This window comes from Rhizobium sp. 2YAF20, assembly GCF_052114685.1.
GTDB lineage: Bacteria > Pseudomonadota > Alphaproteobacteria > Rhizobiales > Rhizobiaceae > Rhizobium.
The window spans coordinates 1-15,891 of record NZ_JBFRFF010000014.1; the positions used below are offsets into that span (position 1 = coordinate 1).

General features: G+C 58.6%; 14 protein-coding genes and 5 pseudogenes. 14 read left to right on the top strand and 5 right to left on the bottom strand.

Annotated elements, in window-relative coordinates; translation table 11 throughout:
- The 7 genes and pseudogenes from AB4Z52_RS17240 to ligD form a co-directional block, all read left to right on the top strand.
- Positions 1-250, top strand: a pseudogene (locus tag AB4Z52_RS17240) (3-oxoadipyl-CoA thiolase); the annotation flags it as partial.
- A 152-nt stretch (positions 251-402) separates the two neighbouring features.
- Complete coding sequence (locus AB4Z52_RS17245; protein WP_442219153.1) at positions 403-1,197, top strand: SDR family NAD(P)-dependent oxidoreductase; 795 nt, start codon at positions 403-405, stop codon at positions 1,195-1,197.
- 175 nt (positions 1,198-1,372) lie between these two features.
- A complete protein-coding gene (gene glgX, locus AB4Z52_RS17250) occupies positions 1,373-3,532 on the top strand; it encodes a glycogen debranching protein GlgX (protein ID WP_442219154.1) in 2,160 nt (719 codons plus the stop codon).
- Between the two features lie 11 nt (positions 3,533-3,543).
- A pseudogene (locus AB4Z52_RS17255) lies at positions 3,544-4,309 on the top strand (DNA topoisomerase IB); the annotation flags it as partial.
- A 248-nt stretch (positions 4,310-4,557) separates the two neighbouring features.
- Positions 4,558-4,803, top strand: a pseudogene (locus tag AB4Z52_RS17260) (hypothetical protein); the annotation flags it as partial.
- Between the two features lie 50 nt (positions 4,804-4,853).
- The gene (locus tag AB4Z52_RS17265) at positions 4,854-5,057 is read left to right on the top strand and encodes a DUF2188 domain-containing protein (RefSeq protein ID WP_442219155.1); all 204 of its coding nucleotides are present in this window, start codon (positions 4,854-4,856) and stop codon (positions 5,055-5,057) included.
- Between the two features lie 204 nt (positions 5,058-5,261).
- A pseudogene (gene ligD, locus AB4Z52_RS17270) lies at positions 5,262-6,113 on the top strand (non-homologous end-joining DNA ligase); the annotation flags it as partial.
- Between the two features lie 102 nt (positions 6,114-6,215).
- On the opposite strand, the gene AB4Z52_RS17275 reads toward ligD, so the two are convergent.
- Positions 6,216-6,617: a DUF1236 domain-containing protein gene (locus AB4Z52_RS17275; RefSeq protein ID WP_442219156.1), complete on the bottom strand. Its 402-nt coding sequence runs from the start codon at positions 6,615-6,617 to the stop codon at positions 6,216-6,218.
- A 236-nt stretch (positions 6,618-6,853) separates the two neighbouring features.
- Between AB4Z52_RS17275 and htpG the strand changes: the two genes are divergently transcribed.
- Complete coding sequence (gene htpG / locus AB4Z52_RS17280) at positions 6,854-8,749, top strand: molecular chaperone HtpG (protein WP_442219157.1); 1,896 nt, start codon at positions 6,854-6,856, stop codon at positions 8,747-8,749.
- 65 nt (positions 8,750-8,814) lie between these two features.
- Here the strand turns inward: htpG and AB4Z52_RS17285 are convergent, their stop codons facing one another.
- Positions 8,815-9,048, bottom strand: coding sequence for a hypothetical protein (locus tag AB4Z52_RS17285; RefSeq protein ID WP_442219158.1), 234 nt, complete (start codon positions 9,046-9,048; stop codon positions 8,815-8,817).
- A 313-nt stretch (positions 9,049-9,361) separates the two neighbouring features.
- Between AB4Z52_RS17285 and rfbA the strand changes: the two genes are divergently transcribed.
- The 5 genes from rfbA to AB4Z52_RS17310 all read left to right on the top strand — a co-directional run bounded on the left by rfbA (position 9,362) and on the right by AB4Z52_RS17310 (position 14,091).
- Positions 9,362-10,243, top strand: a complete 882-nt coding sequence (rfbA, locus tag AB4Z52_RS17290) for a glucose-1-phosphate thymidylyltransferase RfbA (RefSeq protein WP_442219159.1) — start codon at positions 9,362-9,364, stop codon at positions 10,241-10,243.
- Complete coding sequence (rfbC, locus tag AB4Z52_RS17295; RefSeq protein WP_442219160.1) at positions 10,243-10,794, top strand: dTDP-4-dehydrorhamnose 3,5-epimerase; 552 nt, start codon at positions 10,243-10,245, stop codon at positions 10,792-10,794. Before rfbA ends, rfbC begins: the two co-directional genes overlap by 1 nt.
- 14 nt (positions 10,795-10,808) lie before the next feature.
- On the top strand, positions 10,809-11,882 hold the full coding sequence (rfbB, locus tag AB4Z52_RS17300) for a dTDP-glucose 4,6-dehydratase (protein ID WP_442219161.1): 1,074 nt from the start codon (positions 10,809-10,811) through the stop codon (positions 11,880-11,882).
- On the top strand, positions 11,879-12,778 hold the full coding sequence (rfbD, locus tag AB4Z52_RS17305; protein WP_442219162.1) for a dTDP-4-dehydrorhamnose reductase: 900 nt from the start codon (positions 11,879-11,881) through the stop codon (positions 12,776-12,778). The genes rfbB and rfbD overlap by 4 nt, the downstream gene beginning before the upstream one ends.
- 443 nt (positions 12,779-13,221) lie before the next feature.
- Complete coding sequence (locus tag AB4Z52_RS17310) at positions 13,222-14,091, top strand: GGDEF domain-containing protein (protein WP_442219163.1); 870 nt, start codon at positions 13,222-13,224, stop codon at positions 14,089-14,091.
- Between the two features lie 8 nt (positions 14,092-14,099).
- On the opposite strand, the gene AB4Z52_RS17315 is transcribed toward AB4Z52_RS17310, so the two are convergent.
- Complete coding sequence (locus tag AB4Z52_RS17315) at positions 14,100-14,474, bottom strand: hypothetical protein (protein WP_442219164.1); 375 nt, start codon at positions 14,472-14,474, stop codon at positions 14,100-14,102.
- A gap of 142 nt (positions 14,475-14,616) precedes the next feature.
- On the opposite strand from AB4Z52_RS17315, the gene AB4Z52_RS17320 reads away from it, so the two are divergent.
- Positions 14,617-14,781 (top strand): hypothetical protein, encoded by a 165-nt coding sequence (locus AB4Z52_RS17320; protein WP_442219165.1) that lies wholly within the window; start codon positions 14,617-14,619, stop codon positions 14,779-14,781.
- A 24-nt stretch (positions 14,782-14,805) separates the two neighbouring features.
- On the opposite strand, the gene AB4Z52_RS17325 is transcribed toward AB4Z52_RS17320, so the two are convergent.
- Together AB4Z52_RS17325 and AB4Z52_RS17330 are read right to left on the bottom strand one after the other, a co-directional pair.
- On the bottom strand, positions 14,806-15,543 hold the full coding sequence (locus AB4Z52_RS17325; protein ID WP_442219166.1) for a glutathione S-transferase: 738 nt from the start codon (positions 15,541-15,543) through the stop codon (positions 14,806-14,808).
- Positions 15,533-15,842: pseudogene (locus AB4Z52_RS17330) on the bottom strand (DUF3175 domain-containing protein). The gene AB4Z52_RS17325 and the pseudogene AB4Z52_RS17330 overlap by 11 nt, the downstream one beginning before the upstream one ends.
- Positions 15,843-15,891: the final 49 nt, after the last annotated feature.

The window sequence follows — 15,891 nt, forward strand, 5'->3', positions numbered from 1 at the left end:
AACTCAACTCAACGAGGCCTTCGCCAGCCAGGGGCTTGCCGTGCTGCGCGAACTCGGCATCGCCGACAATGACATCAGGGTCAACCGCAACGGCGGCGCCATCGCGCTCGGCCATCCGCTCGGCATGTCGGGCGCTCGCATCACCGGCACGGCGGCGCTGGAACTGAAGGGAACCGGCGGCCGCTACGCGCTGTCGACCATGTGCATCGGCGTCGGCCAGGGCATCGCCATCGCGCTTGAGCGGGTGTGAGCAAGGTGCTCACGTCGAAGTGACGGCGTATCGGAGTTCTTTTTCATATGGCCGCTGTATCGCAATTGCTGCGCAGTCGTTCTGACTGATATGACTGTGGCGGAAACGTTTCCGACAACATCCTTGTTGCATTCAGGGAGGACATTGCTGCCATGACTGAGCTTGCACAATTACTTGCATCCGTTCGTGTCCCGGATCTGGCCGGCAAGGCCGTGCTGATCACAGGCGCCTCCACCGGTATCGGCGCGGCGCTGGCGCGCGCCTTCGCCCAGCAGGGAGTGAAGGTCGGTATACATTACAATGCAAGCCGACAGCCGGCCGAGCAGCTTGCGGAGGAACTCACGTCGACAGGCGCAAAGGTCCATCTCGTCCAGGCCGACGTTTCTCAGGAGGGCGAAAGCGAGCGGGTAGTCCATGAGACGGCCGAGGCCTTCGGCCAGCTCGACGGGCTGATCAACAATGCCGGCGGCATGCTCGGCCGCATTGCGACCGAACAGATGACCGATGCGCATTATGAGCGCGTGATGAGCCTGAACGCTCGCTCGGTGCTCGCCGCTACGCGCGCAGCACATCCGTGGCTGAAGAAGCAGGGCGGCTTCATCATCAACACGACCTCGATCGCCGCCCGCAACGGCGGCGGCAATGGCGCAATCCTCTATGCGGCATCAAAGGGCTTCGTCTCGACCATCACACGGGGCCACGCCAAGGAGTTCGTCGGCGACAGGATCCGGGTCAACGCCGTTGCCCCCGGCGTCATCGCGACGCCGTTTCACGAGCGCTATACCAATGCCGAGCAGATGGAGTTGCAGCGCAAGTCCATCCCGATGGGTATCGTTGGCACGCCGGAAGACTGTGTCGGGACCTATCTTTTCCTGGCCTCGTCGACCCTGTCCGGCTACATCACCGGGCAGATCATCGAGGTCAACGGTGGCCAGCTGATGCCGTAAGGATCGAAGCCTATCGCAGCGGACGGACTGCCGAATTAGCTTCGGCTGAAGGAACTTTCGCACATTTCTGGCGTTTGCGATTTCGGGCGTGGCACCAGTGGCCGCGCCCGCATGATTTCTCGACGCGGTTGTCCCAGCGCCAATTCACCCTTCCGAACAAGGCGGATCTGAACTCATGAGTTTTTCTTTCTCGGAACTGGACTTCATGAAACCGGAGCTTGGCGCCGAATATACCGGTGCCGGTACGCATTTCGCCGTCTTCTCAACCCATGCCGAGCAGGTGGAACTATGCCTGTATTCCGAAGATGGAAAGACGGAACTCGCCCGCTTGCCGTTGCCCAAGCGCGAAGGCGACATATGGTCCGGTTACATCGCCGGCATCGGCCCCGGCACCGTCTATGGCTACCGCGTCCACGGACCCTACGATCCACGGGCGGGCCATCGCTTCAATCCGAACAAGCTGCTGCTCGACCCTTACGCCAAGCAGATTGTCGGCGAGCTCAAATGGGACGATGCGCTCTATGGCTACAAGATCGGCAAGGGGGACGATCTGTCGTTCGACGATCGTGACAGCGCGCCATTCATGGTCAAGGGCGTGGTGCAGGATCCCGATTTCGACTGGGATGGTGACAAGGCCATCCGCCGACCCTGGACAGAGTCAGTGATCTACGAGGCGCATGTCCGCGGCATGACGATGACGCATCCCGATGTGCCCGACAAGCTGCGTGGCACATTTCTCGGCATGTGCAGCGACCCGATCATCGACCATCTGACCAGGCTCGGGATCTCCGCCATCGAATTGCTGCCGATCCAATATTTCCTCGATGATCGCTACCTCCTGGAAAACAACCTTCGAAACTACTGGGGATACCAGACGCTCGGCTTCTTCGCTCCCCAGGCGCGCTATCTCTCCGGCCGCCGCGTCACCGAATTCAAGACGATGGTGAAGAAGTTTCATGCCGCCGGCATCGAAGTCATCATGGACGTCGTCTACAATCACACCGCGGAGGGGTCTGAGCGCGGCCCGACGCTGAGTTTCCGTGGCCTCGACAATGCGAGCTACTACATTCTCTCGCCCGACGACCAGCGGCATACATTCGACACCACGGGAACGGGCAACACGTTGAATGTCGCCCATCCGATGGTGATGCGTATGGTGCTGGACAGCCTGCGCTACTGGGTTGGCGTCATTCATATCGACGGTTTCCGCTTCGATCTTGCCAGCACGCTCGGGCGGCAAGATTTGGAATTTGCCCGCGAGGGCGGGTTCTTCGGCGCGATCCGTCAGGACCCGATCCTGTCGGGTGTCAAGCTGATTGCCGAGCCATGGGATATCGGCGAGGGCGGCTATCAGGTCGGCGGCTTTCCGCACCCCTTCCGGGAATGGAACGACAAGTTTCGTGACGACGTTCGCTCGTTTTGGAAGGGCGATGCTGGTCATGTGGCCAATCTCGCATCACGTATTGCCGGTTCCACCCGGCAGTTCAACCATTCCGACCGCGCAGCGACCTCGTCGATCAATCTTCTGAGCGCCCATGACGGCTTCACCTTGATGGACACCGTTTCCTATAACGACAAGCATAACGAGGCGAATGGCGAAGACAACAATGATGGCCATTCCGACAATCATTCCGACAATATGGGTACCGAAGGTGCAACCGACAGTACGGAGATCAACGGGGCGCGTGCTCGTCGCCGGCGCAACTTGATGCTCACCCTGATGCTCAGCCAGGGAGTGCCGATGATCGTCGGCGGCGACGAGATCGCCAACAGCCAGGGTGGCAACAACAACGCCTATTGCCAGGACAACGAGATCGGTTGGATCGACTGGTCCGGTCTCAACGATCCATTTCTCGAGTTCTGCCGCCAGGCCGTCGCCTTTCGCAAGGCCCATCCGGTTCTAAGGCAGGAGAGGTTCCTCACCGGCGAAACGGGCGAGGACGGACGTATCGAAATCGCGTGGTACAAGCCGGATGGCGGCTTCATGGACGACGGGGCCTGGGGCGACGGGGAACTGCGTGTGCTCGGCGTGTCTCTCGGCAAAAGTATCCATGCCGCCGACAGCGAAAAGTTGGACGACCTGTTCCTGGTCTTCAACGCTGGCGGCGATTGCGAATTCACGCTTCCTTCCGTCAATGGCATCGAGCATTGGCAGCGGGTCGCCGATACCGGGGCGGAAAAATCATTCGAGGAGCACGAGGCGGATCGGTCGGCAATGGTCTATGGCGCGAGCGTTGCGGTTTTCTCACCGCGAACCTTGAAAACCGAACATGACAGTAAGACGCAGACCCGCCATCGCTGGTTCCATTTTGGACGCCGTCCGAACCAGAAGTAACTGGTATGTCAATGAGCGACCCGCCGATCGAAGAACTAGGCCTCGTCTATGTCAGCGATACCGAGCCCAGCATTCGCCGAGTTGAAAAAGGCAAGGGATTTTGCTGCAAGCTGCCGGACGGAAGCCTAGTTCGCGACGAGGTGACCCGTCGGCAGATAGCGTCTCTTGGCCTGCCGCCTGCCTACCGCGACGTCTGGATATGCTTGCAGGACAACGGCCATTAGCAGGCGACCGGTCTCGATGTCTGCGGGCGAAAACAATATCGCTACCACAAGAACTGGTCCTCGCTGCGCAGCGGCGCGAAGTTCGACCAGCTCTTCGATTTCGCTCTTGCCTTGCCGAAGATCCGCGATGCGGTGATGCGGCACCTTGAAGGCGGGGCCGAGGAGGTAAACGGCGTGCTTGCGGCGCTTGCGACCCTCTTGGACGAAGCACATCTGCGCGTCGGAAACCGGACCTACGTCGAGCAGAACGGCACCTACGGCGCGGCGACGCTTCTGAAGCGGCATTTGAAACTTGCAGACGGCCGCATAGAACTTCGCTTCAAGGCGAAGGGTGGAAAACGCATCCAGCGCAGCCTGAAGCATCCGCGGTTGCAGAGCTTACTCGAAGAAATCGCCGATCTGCCCGGGCGCCAGCTATTCGCCTGGCGTGACGAGAGCGGGCTACTGTGCCGAGATCGCCGGAATTGCCGTTTCCGCAAAGGCCTTCCGTACCTGCGCCGGCAGTCTTGCCGGCTTTGGTCAGCCGCGAAATATCATCCTCGCGACGGGTCGTCTTCTTGACGCTTCGCGCCGCGACGAACCAGATCGTTGCCCAGATGAGCCAGCAGACAGGAATGAAGAGCGCCAATGGCGCGTGTGCGGTTTCTGTCTCTGCCATGGAGCCTCGGCCAATTCTCCGATGTTGCTCCATATAGCCCATTTGGGGGTGGTGAAAAGCGCCAAGGGCACTTGCTCCTGCCGCGCCGGAACCTTTATGGCCGCGGGCGGTTTCGATTCCTGAGGTGACCTTCGAGATTTCCTATGGCAAATATACGAAAGACCGATCGTACGATTTCAAGCATGGACGCCCGTGAGCGACTGATCACCGCCCTCTATGCGCAGTTGCGGGCGGAACGTGAAACATGCGAGACCTTCGAATGGGTCATCCGCAATGGCGGGCTTTCAGAGGAGGTCCTTGAAGCAATCGCAGGTGACCCGGTTCCTGTTGTCACCAGCGAAAACGTGGCAGCGGTTGAAAAGATCATCGCGCTCGACAGCCGCAGAAAGAAAACCGAGCGCCAGACCCAAGAGGTCGCGGGGCGGAAAGGATGTGCACCATGGCTGACATCACATATGAAATCGTCGAGCACGATGGTGGTTGGGCTTACAAGCTGGGCGAGACGCTTTCGGAAACCTACCGCTCGCGACAGGAGGCGCTGATGGGGGCGAGAAGTGCTGCTTCCCGGCAGAAGATCGGCGATGGCGGCGCCTTGGTGCGTGATCGTCCGCCGCATAGCAGCCGTCTTTTCGGCAACAGGTAGAACTGAAATGGCGTCGCGGGCGAACTGGAAAGGCTTTTTGAAGATGACCATCGGCGAGCGAAGGCCAGCTAGGCGACGCGGGAGCAATTTCATGCTTTCGGCAACGGAGGTATGACCCTATCTTCAGCTTTGAAATCGGCGACAGAGGCAAGGCGTCTTGCCGTGGTGGAGGGAATGGATAAGGCGCTGGCGAAATCGTCCGTCCAATTAACGCATCCCGATCGGGTTTATTGGCCCGATTGCGCTGTGACCAAGCAGCGTCTGGCGGATTACTATGCCGAGGTCTGGCCTCGCATGGCGCCCTTTGTCGTCGATCGGCCTTTGGCGCTTATGCGCTGCCCAGATGGGATCGATGGCCCGAAGTTTTTTCAAAAACATGCATGGAAAGGGGTCAATCCCCACATCGAGCAGATCGCCGATCCGGAAGCGGATGGCGGAGAAAAGCTGCTACGGATCACCGATTTCGACGGGCTGATCGCCTTGGTCCAGTCCGCAGCGCTCGAAGTTCATCCGTGGGGAACAACGTGCCAACACTGGGAGCAGCCCGACTGGATCACGATGGATCTCGACCCTGCCGAGGATGTCGCCTGGAAAGACGTCGTTACGGCGGCGGCGGAGCTGAAAAAGCATTTCGCGACGGCCGGTCTTGCCGCGTTCGTCAAGACGTCTGGCGGAAAAGGTCTGCATGTCGTGGCCCCGCTCAAGCCCAGGGCTTCCTGGACTGAGGTCAAGGATTTTGCAGAGGCGATGGCCGAGGGCATGAGTGCCGACCATCCGGAAAAATACCTGGCGACCGCGTCCAAGGAAAAGCGCATCGGCAAGATATTCATCGACTATCTGCGCAACGGTCGCGGCAATACGGCGGTCGCTGCCTATTCGACGCGGGCAAGACCCGGTGCACCGATCTCGATGCCACTTTCCTGGGGTGAACTGGAGGAGATCAACGGGCCGGCCGACTTCAACGTCGATAATGCCTCGGCGCGTCTCGCCGCACAGCGGAGCGATCCATGGGGACGTTTCTTTGAGATGGCCAAGCCATTGCCCAACAGACCTTGAGAGAGGTCGAGGAACCCTTCCAGAAACGTCGTGCCATCTGCGTCTTGCTGAAAAATGAAGATGGGAACCCCGACGTAGGCGGGGTTCCCATCTTCAGCGGCATTAATCACCGATGACCTGGACCACCTTGTGGCTCCGCGGTTCGACAATAACGCGCTGGTTATTGACGACCGCGTAGGCGTAATGGGGGTTGTCCGGCACAGGGACGATCTCGACGGTGCTAGGTAGCGGCCTTCCGACGACGACCGGTTCTTCGACGACGGCGGTTGTTGCCGGGGCCGGCTGGTCGCGGACGTAAGTTATGACTTCACGCGGCGGCGGATCGAGTGCTGCGCCGGTTACCGCGCCGGCAACACCGCCGACTGCGGCGCCCACAGGGCCGCCGATGATTGCGCCCGTTGCTGCGCCGCCGACTGCACCGGTTACGGCGCCATTGGCAGCAAAGGAATTCGTGGACAGGGTTGCAAGCGCAAGGGCGCTCGTGACAAGTAAGGTCTTGTACATGTTCGTTTTCTCCTTAGCTCGAAGCTACAGGAGAGGAACGGAAGGGAGTGGCGGTTGTTCCCTTCAATCGGTTTCTCTTAAGGGTCACACTTTCAAACAGCCCGACACGGGATGTGATAGCAAGAGCGTGTCGTTCGCGCATGTGCTGGCAATATGCCACCATTTTCACACTTGAATTCCGCTGGTCATTTTGCCACTTGAGGTCACTGCATCGGATGACAAGTTGAGGACACCGAATGACGACGAACACCAGTGATAGCACACCGAAGCAGCATGTCTTCGAGGCGGATGTTGCCAGGCTCCTTCATATGATGGTGCATTCGGTCTACAGCGACAAGGACGTGTTCCTGCGCGAGCTGATTTCGAACAGTGCAGACGCCTGTGAAAAGCTGCGCTATGAGGCGATCACCTCGCCGGGCCTGATTTCAGATGATCAGGCCGCACGGATCACCGTATCGCTCGACGAGGAAAATCGTCGGCTGACGCTTGAGGACAACGGGATCGGCATGAGCCGCGACGAGATGGTCGAGGCGTTGGGCACCATCGCCCGGTCGGGAACGCGCGCCTTCATGGAGCGCGTCGAGGCAGCGAAGGAGAAGGAGGGCGCCGAGCTCATCGGGCAGTTCGGCGTCGGCTTCTATTCCGCCTTCATGGTTGCCGACAACGTGGACGTGGTATCCCGCCGGGCGGGGTCGGACGAAGCCTCGTTGTGGTCGTCTGACGGCAAGGGCAGCTATACCATCGGCTCGATCGATGTCGCCGATGCGCCGGCGCGCGGCACGCGGATCACGCTTCACTTGATGGAGGACGCGAAGACCTATACCTCGCGCTGGACGGTCGAGCGCATCGTCAAGGCACAGTCCGGCCATGTGCCGGTCCCGATCTACATTGTCGAGAAGCCCGGCGCGCAGGCGACCGAGCTTACCGATGGATCGGCGCTCTGGACGAAGCCGAAAAGTGAAATCACCAAGGAAGAATATACGGACTTCTATCGGGGTATCTCGGGCCAGTACGACGAACCGGCCGTGACGGTACATTTCCGCGCCGAGGGGCGACACGAATATACGGCCCTTGCCTTCGTACCAGGCTCGCAACCCTTCGATCTCTTCGATCCGGATCGTAAAGGCCGCGTCAAGCTCTACGTCAAGCGCGTCTTCATTACCGATGACGCCGAGTTGCTTCCGCGCTATCTGCGTTTTGTCAGGGGCCTGATCGATACGTCTGACCTGCCGCTCAACGTGTCTCGCGAGATGATCCAGGAAAGCCCGATCCTTTCCGCGATCCGCAAAGGCCTGACCAGCCGCATTCTGACCAGCCTGGAAAAGCTCGGCGAAAGCGACGGCGAGGCCTTCCTCAAGGTCTGGGAAGCCTTCGGCACGGTACTCAAGGAGGGCATTTACGAGGACTACGAGCGTCGGGCGCAATTGATGGCCCTGTCGCGTTTCCGCAGCACTGCAATGGCGGAAAACTACCGATCGCTGGCCGAATACGTCAAGGACATGAAGGACGGGCAGGCGGCAATCTACTATCTGGCCGGCAGCAACCTGGACCAGTTGAAGGCCTCGCCGCAAATCGAGGGTTTTCGTGCCCGCGGCATCGAAGTTCTGCTTCTGACCGAACCGGTCGACAGCTTCTGGGTAACGAATGCGCCGGATTTCGAAGGTAAATCCTTCAAGTCGGTGAGTCAGGGCACAGCCGATCTCGATCAGATCGCCAAGCCGGACGGCAACACTTCCGCAAAAGCGGAAACCACGGCTGCTGTCGAGAAATTCATCGCTTTCGCAAAGTTGGCGCTTGGCGAGGCCGTCTCCGATGTCCGCGCGTCCGATCGGCTGACGGAGAGTGCCGTCTGCCTGGTCGCGCCGGAGCACGGGCCGGATCGCCAGCTCGAGAAGATCCTGCAGGGAGCCGGCCGGCTTGATTCTGCGGCCAAACCCGTCCTGGAAATCAACCCGGATCACCCTCTTATCAAGGCGATCGCCGGCTCAACGATCGACGATGAGGCCTTCCGCGACGACGCGGTGCAATTGCTTCTCGATCAGGCGCGCGTCCTCGACGGCGAGCGGCCGGAAAACCCGCGCGCCTTTTCCGAGCGGCTCGCGCGCGTCTTCGAGCGGGCATTGAGAGGCTGAAGCTTTGAGTTGTCCGGCGCTGGTTCGCCCAGCGCCGGCATCCGGCCGGCAAGAACGCCGGTCGATCATAGTTGATCGGTCAGACTGATCTTCGATGTCTTGATACGCCAACCGTTCATTTCAAACGTCCCGTCCCTGTCGGTGACGGTGCGCAGGATATCGCCTGGTGTGACCTTGTGTGTCTTCGGTGCCGTCAACGAGATGACCGCTTTCAACTTCGGAAAGGTGAAAATGCCCTCTTCGATGGGGACGCCATTGCTGTAGACCGAGGCATGATAAAGAGCTGTTTGGTCGCTCATGCGTTCCTCCCGGATTGCCCCCTAATCATTTACGCACAAGCTAAAAAAGCAAGCTATCCTTTTGCCAGGATAGGGCGCCCGGAGGAATGGAATCCTATTCTTGGGAACTGCGTCAGCGCCGTCCATTCGAACGAACGGACCAGCTTCAAGACAGGTCCCGACTGTAGCAACGAGGCGGGGGATGGACTAGGATTCACCCGCGGCTCGCGGGGAAGGGCAAGTTGAGTCTCCTCGTTCGTTTCGGCGGGCCTATTTACTTTTTACGAGATGCCGCAATCAGGGCGATCTAACGCTTGTTCAAGGAAGCTTCGGAATGAAGGGTATAATTTTGGCGGGTGGCAGTGGTACGCGGCTTTACCCGCTGACGATCGCGGTATCCAAGCAGCTCCTGCCGATCTATGACAAACCGATGATCTACTATCCGTTGACCGTGCTCATGCTGGCAGGAATCCAGGATATCCTCGTTATCTCCACGCCACATGATCTGCCACTGTTCCAGAAGCTGTTGGGCGACGGGAAGGATTTCGGGGTTCGCTTTTCCTACGCGGAACAAGCCCAACCGAACGGCCTGGCGGAAGCCTTCATCATCGGCCAGGACTTTATCGGCAGCGACAGTGTCGCGATGATCCTTGGTGACAACATCTACTTTGGAGACGGCCTGTCGGCGATATGCCAGCGCGCCGCGACAAATGACAAGGGCGGGACGGTGTTCGCCTATCATGTCGAGGACCCGCAACGCTACGGTGTCGTCGAGTTTGACAAGGCGACCGGGAGGGCCCTGTCAATCGAGGAAAAACCGGAGATCCCGAAATCTAGCTGGGCTGTCACCGGTCTCTATTTTTATGACAATGATGTCGTCGATATCGCCAAATCCATAAAGCCGTCCTCGCGCGGCGAACTGGAGATTACCACCGTCAATAACATCTATCTCGAACGCGGCGATCTTCGCGTCCAGCAGCTCGGCCGTGGCTATGCCTGGCTCGATACGGGTACCCATGACAGTCTTCACGACGCCTCGTCATTCGTGCGGACGATCGAGCTTCGGCAGGGAATCAAGATCGCCTGCCCGGAGGAGATCGGCCTGGAATGGGGTTGGGTGAGTGCCGATCAGGTCCTCGAAAGAGCGTCGAAAATGGGCAAAACCGAGTATTCGAGCTATCTCCGTCGTCGCGCTCAGGAAGTGGAGAGGCCGTAATGGACGTCAAGCCGCTGGGGCTTCCCGGGGTTCTCGAAATATTGCCGCGCAAATTCGGCGATGAACGGGGCTTCTTCTCCGAAACATACAATGCAGCGCATCTGGCGGAAGCCGGCATTACGCTTCAATTCCTTCAGGATAACCACTCCCTCTCGGCTGCTAGAGGCGTGCTGCGTGGATTGCATTTTCAGCTGCCGCCGCGGGCGCAGGACAAGCTTGTGCGCGTCGTGAAGGGCGCAATACTGGACGTGGTCGTTGACATCAGAAAGAGCTCACCGACATTCCGAAAATGGATCTCGCACGAAGTCTCGGCGGAGAAATGGAACCAGATTCTCGTTCCGAAGGGCTTTGCCCACGGCTTCGTCACATTGGAGCAAAATACGGAAGTCGTTTATAAGGTAACCGACTACTATTCACCCGAGCACGATCGATCGTTGCGTTTCAACGATCCGTCGATCGGGATCGAATGGCCGTTCGATCCGGCGGCGATGCAGCTGTCCGACAAAGATCGCAATGCACCATACCTCGATGGTGTCGACGTATTTCCCTGAGGGAGCATTTTTTTATGAACATCCTTGTTACCGGCGGTGCGGGCTTCATCGGATCAGCGGTCTGCCGCCAGCTTGTGGCCAATCCGCAAAACCGCGTCATCAATGTCGACAAGCTGACATATGCCGGGAACCTGGCCTCGCTGCGCCAGATTGAAAATCATCAGAACTACCGCTTCGTGCAGGCCGACATCTGCGACGACGCCACCATCTTGAGCCTGTTGCGCCAGGAGCAGGTCGACGTCGTGATGCATCTGGCGGCAGAAAGTCACGTCGATCGGTCCATCGACGGACCGGCCGCCTTCATCGAGACCAATATTGTCGGCACCTTTCGAATGCTGAATGCGGCGCTTGCCCACTGGCGCGAACTTTCCGAGCCGGCGAAGTCAGCGTTTCGCTTCCACCATATTTCCACGGACGAAGTATTCGGAGACCTGCCCTTCGATAGCGGCATCTTCACCGAGGAAACGCCTTACGCGCCGTCGTCTCCCTATTCGGCATCAAAGGCGTCTTCGGATCATCTCGTTCGGGCCTGGCATGAGACCTATGGCCTGCCGATCGTCATCTCCAATTGCTCCAACAATTACGGGCCATTTCATTTCCCAGAGAAGCTCATTCCGTTGGTGATCCTGAACGCGCTCGACGGCAAGCCGCTGCCGGTCTACGGCGCCGGCGCCAACGTTCGCGACTGGCTTTTTGTTGAAGACCATGCCCGGGCATTGGAGCTTGTCGCCACAAAGGGCAGGGCGGGTGAAAGCTACAATATTGGCGGCCGTGCCGAACGAACCAATCTCAGCGTCGTTGAAACCATCTGCGATATTCTTGATGAGAAGCGACCGCGCACCAATGCCGGGCGCTATCGCGACCTGATCACCTTCGTCACCGATCGGCCGGGTCATGACCGTCGCTATGCGATCGACGCTGCGAAAATCGAGCGCGAGCTTGGCTGGACGCCGGTCGAGACGTTTGAGTCAGGTCTTCGCCACACGGTGCAATGGTATCTCGACAATGATTGGTGGTGGGGGCCGATTCGCGGAGAACGCTATGCGGGTGCACGGCTTGGCGTCACGGCTGCGGATTCCACCCCATGAGGGTCGTCGTCACCGGTCGGGAGGGCCAGGTCGCGCGCAGCCTCATCGAGAGGGCGGCCTTGTATCCATCCATCGAGATCATCGCCATCGGCCGACCGGAACTTGATCTTGCCCGGCCGGACACGGTGTTCGATGCGATCACGGCAGCCAGACCCGACATGGTCGTCTCGGCCGCCGCCTATACCGCCGTCGACCAGGCCGAAGACGAACTGGATCTGGCGCGCAGCGTGAATACGCTGGGTGCCGCCGCCGTAGCACGAGCCGCAGCCAGCGTGAATGCGCCGGTCATTCATCTCTCTACCGATTATGTCTTCTCCGGCGAGGGCGACAAGCCCTATCGCGAGGACGATCCCACGGGGCCGCGGAGCATCTATGGACAGACCAAGCTGGACGGAGAAAGAGAGGTAGTGGCCGCCAACCCACGGCATCTCATCTTGCGGACGGCCTGGGTTTTCAGTCCCTTCGGCAAGAATTTCGTGAAAACGATGCTGCGGCTTGCCGAAAGCCGTGACGTGGTTTCCGTCGTCTCGGACCAATGGGGAAATCCGACGTCGGCGATCGACATCGCCGATGCAATCTTCCAGATCTGTGATGTGCTGGGAGCAGACAGACCGTTTGCAGGCTTCGGGACCTACCATGTCGCGGGAACGGGAAGCACGAACTGGAGTTCCTTTGCCCGGACCATCTTTGAAGCCAGCAAAAGCAGACAGGGGCCGTTTGCCGAGGTCAGGGACATCCCGACGTCGGACTATCCAACAAAGGCAACCCGGCCGTTCAATTCGCGGCTGTTCACCAAGAAATTCGAGGACGCCTTCAATTGGCGCATGCCGGTATGGAAGCAATCGACTTTTGATGTCGTTGAACGAATCCTTGCCGAATCAACTTCGGAAAATTAAGCCGCTGCTACCGACAGTTTGAGCTATCGGCCATGCTATTCGCACAGGCGGCCACGACCGGTGCTTGGCTGCAGAATCAAGCTGGACGACCAATGTTGGTCTGCGCGGTTTGTTTACCTGTCATGCGAATGTGATTTACCAAACCTTTGATCAGGCTCACCCACATTTGGCCTTGACGATGGTTCTCGGCGCCATGTTACTCAAATATTGAATCCAAGAATGTGGGCGACTGAAATGGACGACGGCTCGCTGCTTGTCGGTCTCTGTAGGAGTCTTGCTTTTTCCGCGCTGATCATATTGGCGTTCTCGAAGATAATCCGCATGACCCCCGGCGGCCTTTTGACGAATATCCTGGTTGGGATATTGTTTGCGGCGGCGGGCTTTGCATCGATGAGTGATCCTATCACCTTCGCTCCCGGGGGTTCTACGGCGGACGCGTCCAGATGCTGGCGCTGGCCTATACGTTCGCCGATCTGCCGGGCGCCATTATTACGACAGTGGTGATCGGTGGTTATCGCCTCTGGCTCGGCGGTGCGGGCGCGATGACGGGTGTGTCGGGGATTCTGATCGCGGCGGCAGCCGGATTATTTATCGGGCGGGTTCCAAATCGCTTTTTCAAAGGGCGTCTGCTGAAACCTCTTGCCCTTGGGATTGCTGCCTCGCTTTCGTCCATTTCGGTCATCGCTCTTCCGCATGCCGCATGCCGCATGCCGCATGCCGCATTGGCGGCTTTGAGCTGGGAGATCATTCTCGCCGTCTCGGCGATGAACATCCTTGGCGTGCTGATCCTTCACGACTTCCTGTCTCACGAGCGCAAGAGCCTGCATCTGTTTAGAACCCTTGAGCGAGACGCGGCAGTCGATCCTTTGACGAAGCTCGCCAACAGGCGTGCCTTTGATGCCAAAGCCGCAAGTGTCCTGACGCCAGCGCAAAATCCAAGTGGCAAATATTCGGTGATCATGATCGACATCGATACCGGTGACGGTGTTCTGGCCGATATCGCATCGATTGTCAGCGATTGCGTGCGGAAGTCCGATGTCGTGGCCCGGTTCGGCGGCGAGGAAATCGCGGTCTTGCTCCCCGGAATGGACGATACCAAGGCAGTCGTGGTCGCAGAAAAAAACCGCCGCAGGATTGAAGCAAACGAATTTGCCGGCACACATGCCAATATGAAGGTCACCTTCAGCCTGGGTGCCGCCGGCGCCAATACCAGAACGACGGGCGTCGCGCATGCACTAAAGGCAGCGGACGCGGCGCTCTATGCTGCAAAGAGGAACGGCCGAAACAGGGTAGAGACGGCGCTTGCCGCCTAACTCAAAGTCTACTTGCCGGTCTTGGGTGCTTCGCCGTCGTCGTCGATTTCCATCAGCAGCATGCGGCTGAGTTCCTCTTCGTCGAACGTAAATTGGCTACCCGAAACCTGCTCGGTCTCGGATTCCGTTTCGGGCCAGAGGCTTGCCTCGGGCATCGGCATCTTTCGGGCCTTGCGCCGGGCGTCAAGAAGTTGGCCGTAGCGTTGGCTGACCTGTGCCATCGTTAGATCCCCGGCGATCCATTCATCGATCCAGGCGATGAAGCGCCGGTCGTCCTCAATCGGCATCCCGCTCAGCGTTGCTCGTTCGAACACCTTTTCAGCCGCAGCTCTGCGCTGTTCGGGACTACTATCGACGCCAGGTGCTGGTTCTTGGTGCTTCAAAACGATTCACCCATTCTGCTACTCTGAATAAGGCATCCGCGGATGTTCGATCAACTCATCAAATAGGCGGATTGAAATCAATCTCAAACTCGGGAACTTTCGGGTCGGCGGATGAGTTTAGGTGGCATAAGGAGTGATGGCCATGTTTGCCCGCTTTATCCCCGTCGCATTCGGATTTTTCGTCGCGGTCGTGCTGATCGTTGGTTACAACTGGTATCCGGTCACTCCCGTGGCGGCACAAAAGACAGCGCGCCTTCCGCAGCTCGCCGTCCAGACCGCCTTTCTTCAAACACGGTTTGGTAAGTAAACGGTCGCTCGCCTCTGACGACGGCTATGGAGCCTCTTTGTCAAGCTCCGGATAGCGGCGAAAAATTCCGTCCTCGTTGAACGCAAGGCGTCGCTCGGAGCCGAGATAGGCTGCGATGTGAGGTCGTTTGGCGACCATCTCGTGTAGCGCCGCCAGCCCCGGATAGGTAATCGCGAAACGGGCTGTGGCATTTGGAAAGGCATAACGCAAACCTTCGACCACCTGGAACAGTGAAAGGTCGACGTAGCTCAGACGATCGCCGATGATATGCTTCGAACCGGAGGGGTTCTGTTGCATGACCTGTTCGAAATAGCCCAGAAATTTCGGCATCCTGTTCTCGATAAAGTCGGTCGCCCTGGCCTTGGCCTCCTGTTTTTGATCTTCGTAGTATTGTGACGAGGCGATCGGATGGTGGGTATCGTGAACCTCCGCGACGAAATCCGTGATCGTCAATTGCAGGCCGTTGGCAATATGGCGTTGGCCTTCTGAATCAGGCGCCAATCTAAGCTTCGGGCCAAGATACATGAGGATATTGGCGACGTGCGATACCAATAGATCGCCGTCGCGCAGAAAAGGCGGTGCAAAGGGAATATGCGCTTCCGTCTTGCTTTTCAGGAGCTTCATCATGGCAGCGGTGCCCATGCCGTCCTTGTGCGAGCCACGGCAGACGTCGATGTAACTCGCTGCGGCCTCTTCAAGCGCCAAGCGCACAAATTCGCCCCGGCCCTGAATGCCGTCCCAGTAGTAGAGTTCATATGGCATACGGTTGTCCTTGTTTTGAAGCGCCCTTATCCGGACAGCTGGTGTCTAATTTTAGCTGGAGGTGAAAGTCCTTGCGCACTTCGTCTTTAGCCTTGTCCAACCTCTCTCGCTGTTTTTTGCCCAACTGTCGGCCAGCGCGGTTGATATGGAAAACCTAGCATCGACATCGCCGAACGGAAGGGACTGGATTTACGAAAGTGACTTTCTTTGGGTGGAACGATTTGAAGACGCCGCCCTGCAAATCCATGACGTCGCCGTTGCTCGGTAACATTCTGCGACCAGTTGTTCTTGTTGCGCAACTTTGCCGTGGCAAGGTGATGGTTCCGCAAAGATCGAAATCACTGGTAA

Excerpts from the sequence above, each read along its gene's own strand:
- AB4Z52_RS17245 (WP_442219153.1), top strand. The coding sequence starts at position 403 with ATGACTGAGCTTGCACAATTACTTGCATCCGTTCGTGTCCCGGATCTG.
- glgX (WP_442219154.1), top strand. The coding sequence starts at position 1,373 with ATGAGTTTTTCTTTCTCGGAACTGGACTTCATGAAACCGGAGCTTGGC.
- AB4Z52_RS17265 (WP_442219155.1), top strand. The coding sequence starts at position 4,854 with ATGGCTGACATCACATATGAAATCGTCGAGCACGATGGTGGTTGGGCT.
- AB4Z52_RS17275 (WP_442219156.1), bottom strand. The coding sequence starts at position 6,617 with ATGTACAAGACCTTACTTGTCACGAGCGCCCTTGCGCTTGCAACCCTG.
- htpG (WP_442219157.1), top strand. The coding sequence starts at position 6,854 with ATGACGACGAACACCAGTGATAGCACACCGAAGCAGCATGTCTTCGAG.
- AB4Z52_RS17285 (WP_442219158.1), bottom strand. The coding sequence starts at position 9,048 with ATGAGCGACCAAACAGCTCTTTATCATGCCTCGGTCTACAGCAATGGC.
- rfbA (WP_442219159.1), top strand. The coding sequence starts at position 9,362 with ATGAAGGGTATAATTTTGGCGGGTGGCAGTGGTACGCGGCTTTACCCG.
- rfbC (WP_442219160.1), top strand. The coding sequence starts at position 10,243 with ATGGACGTCAAGCCGCTGGGGCTTCCCGGGGTTCTCGAAATATTGCCG.
- rfbB (WP_442219161.1), top strand. The coding sequence starts at position 10,809 with ATGAACATCCTTGTTACCGGCGGTGCGGGCTTCATCGGATCAGCGGTC.
- rfbD (WP_442219162.1), top strand. The coding sequence starts at position 11,879 with ATGAGGGTCGTCGTCACCGGTCGGGAGGGCCAGGTCGCGCGCAGCCTC.
- AB4Z52_RS17310 (WP_442219163.1), top strand. The coding sequence starts at position 13,222 with ATGCTGGCGCTGGCCTATACGTTCGCCGATCTGCCGGGCGCCATTATT.
- AB4Z52_RS17320 (WP_442219165.1), top strand. The coding sequence starts at position 14,617 with ATGTTTGCCCGCTTTATCCCCGTCGCATTCGGATTTTTCGTCGCGGTC.
- AB4Z52_RS17325 (WP_442219166.1), bottom strand. The coding sequence starts at position 15,543 with ATGCCATATGAACTCTACTACTGGGACGGCATTCAGGGCCGGGGCGAA.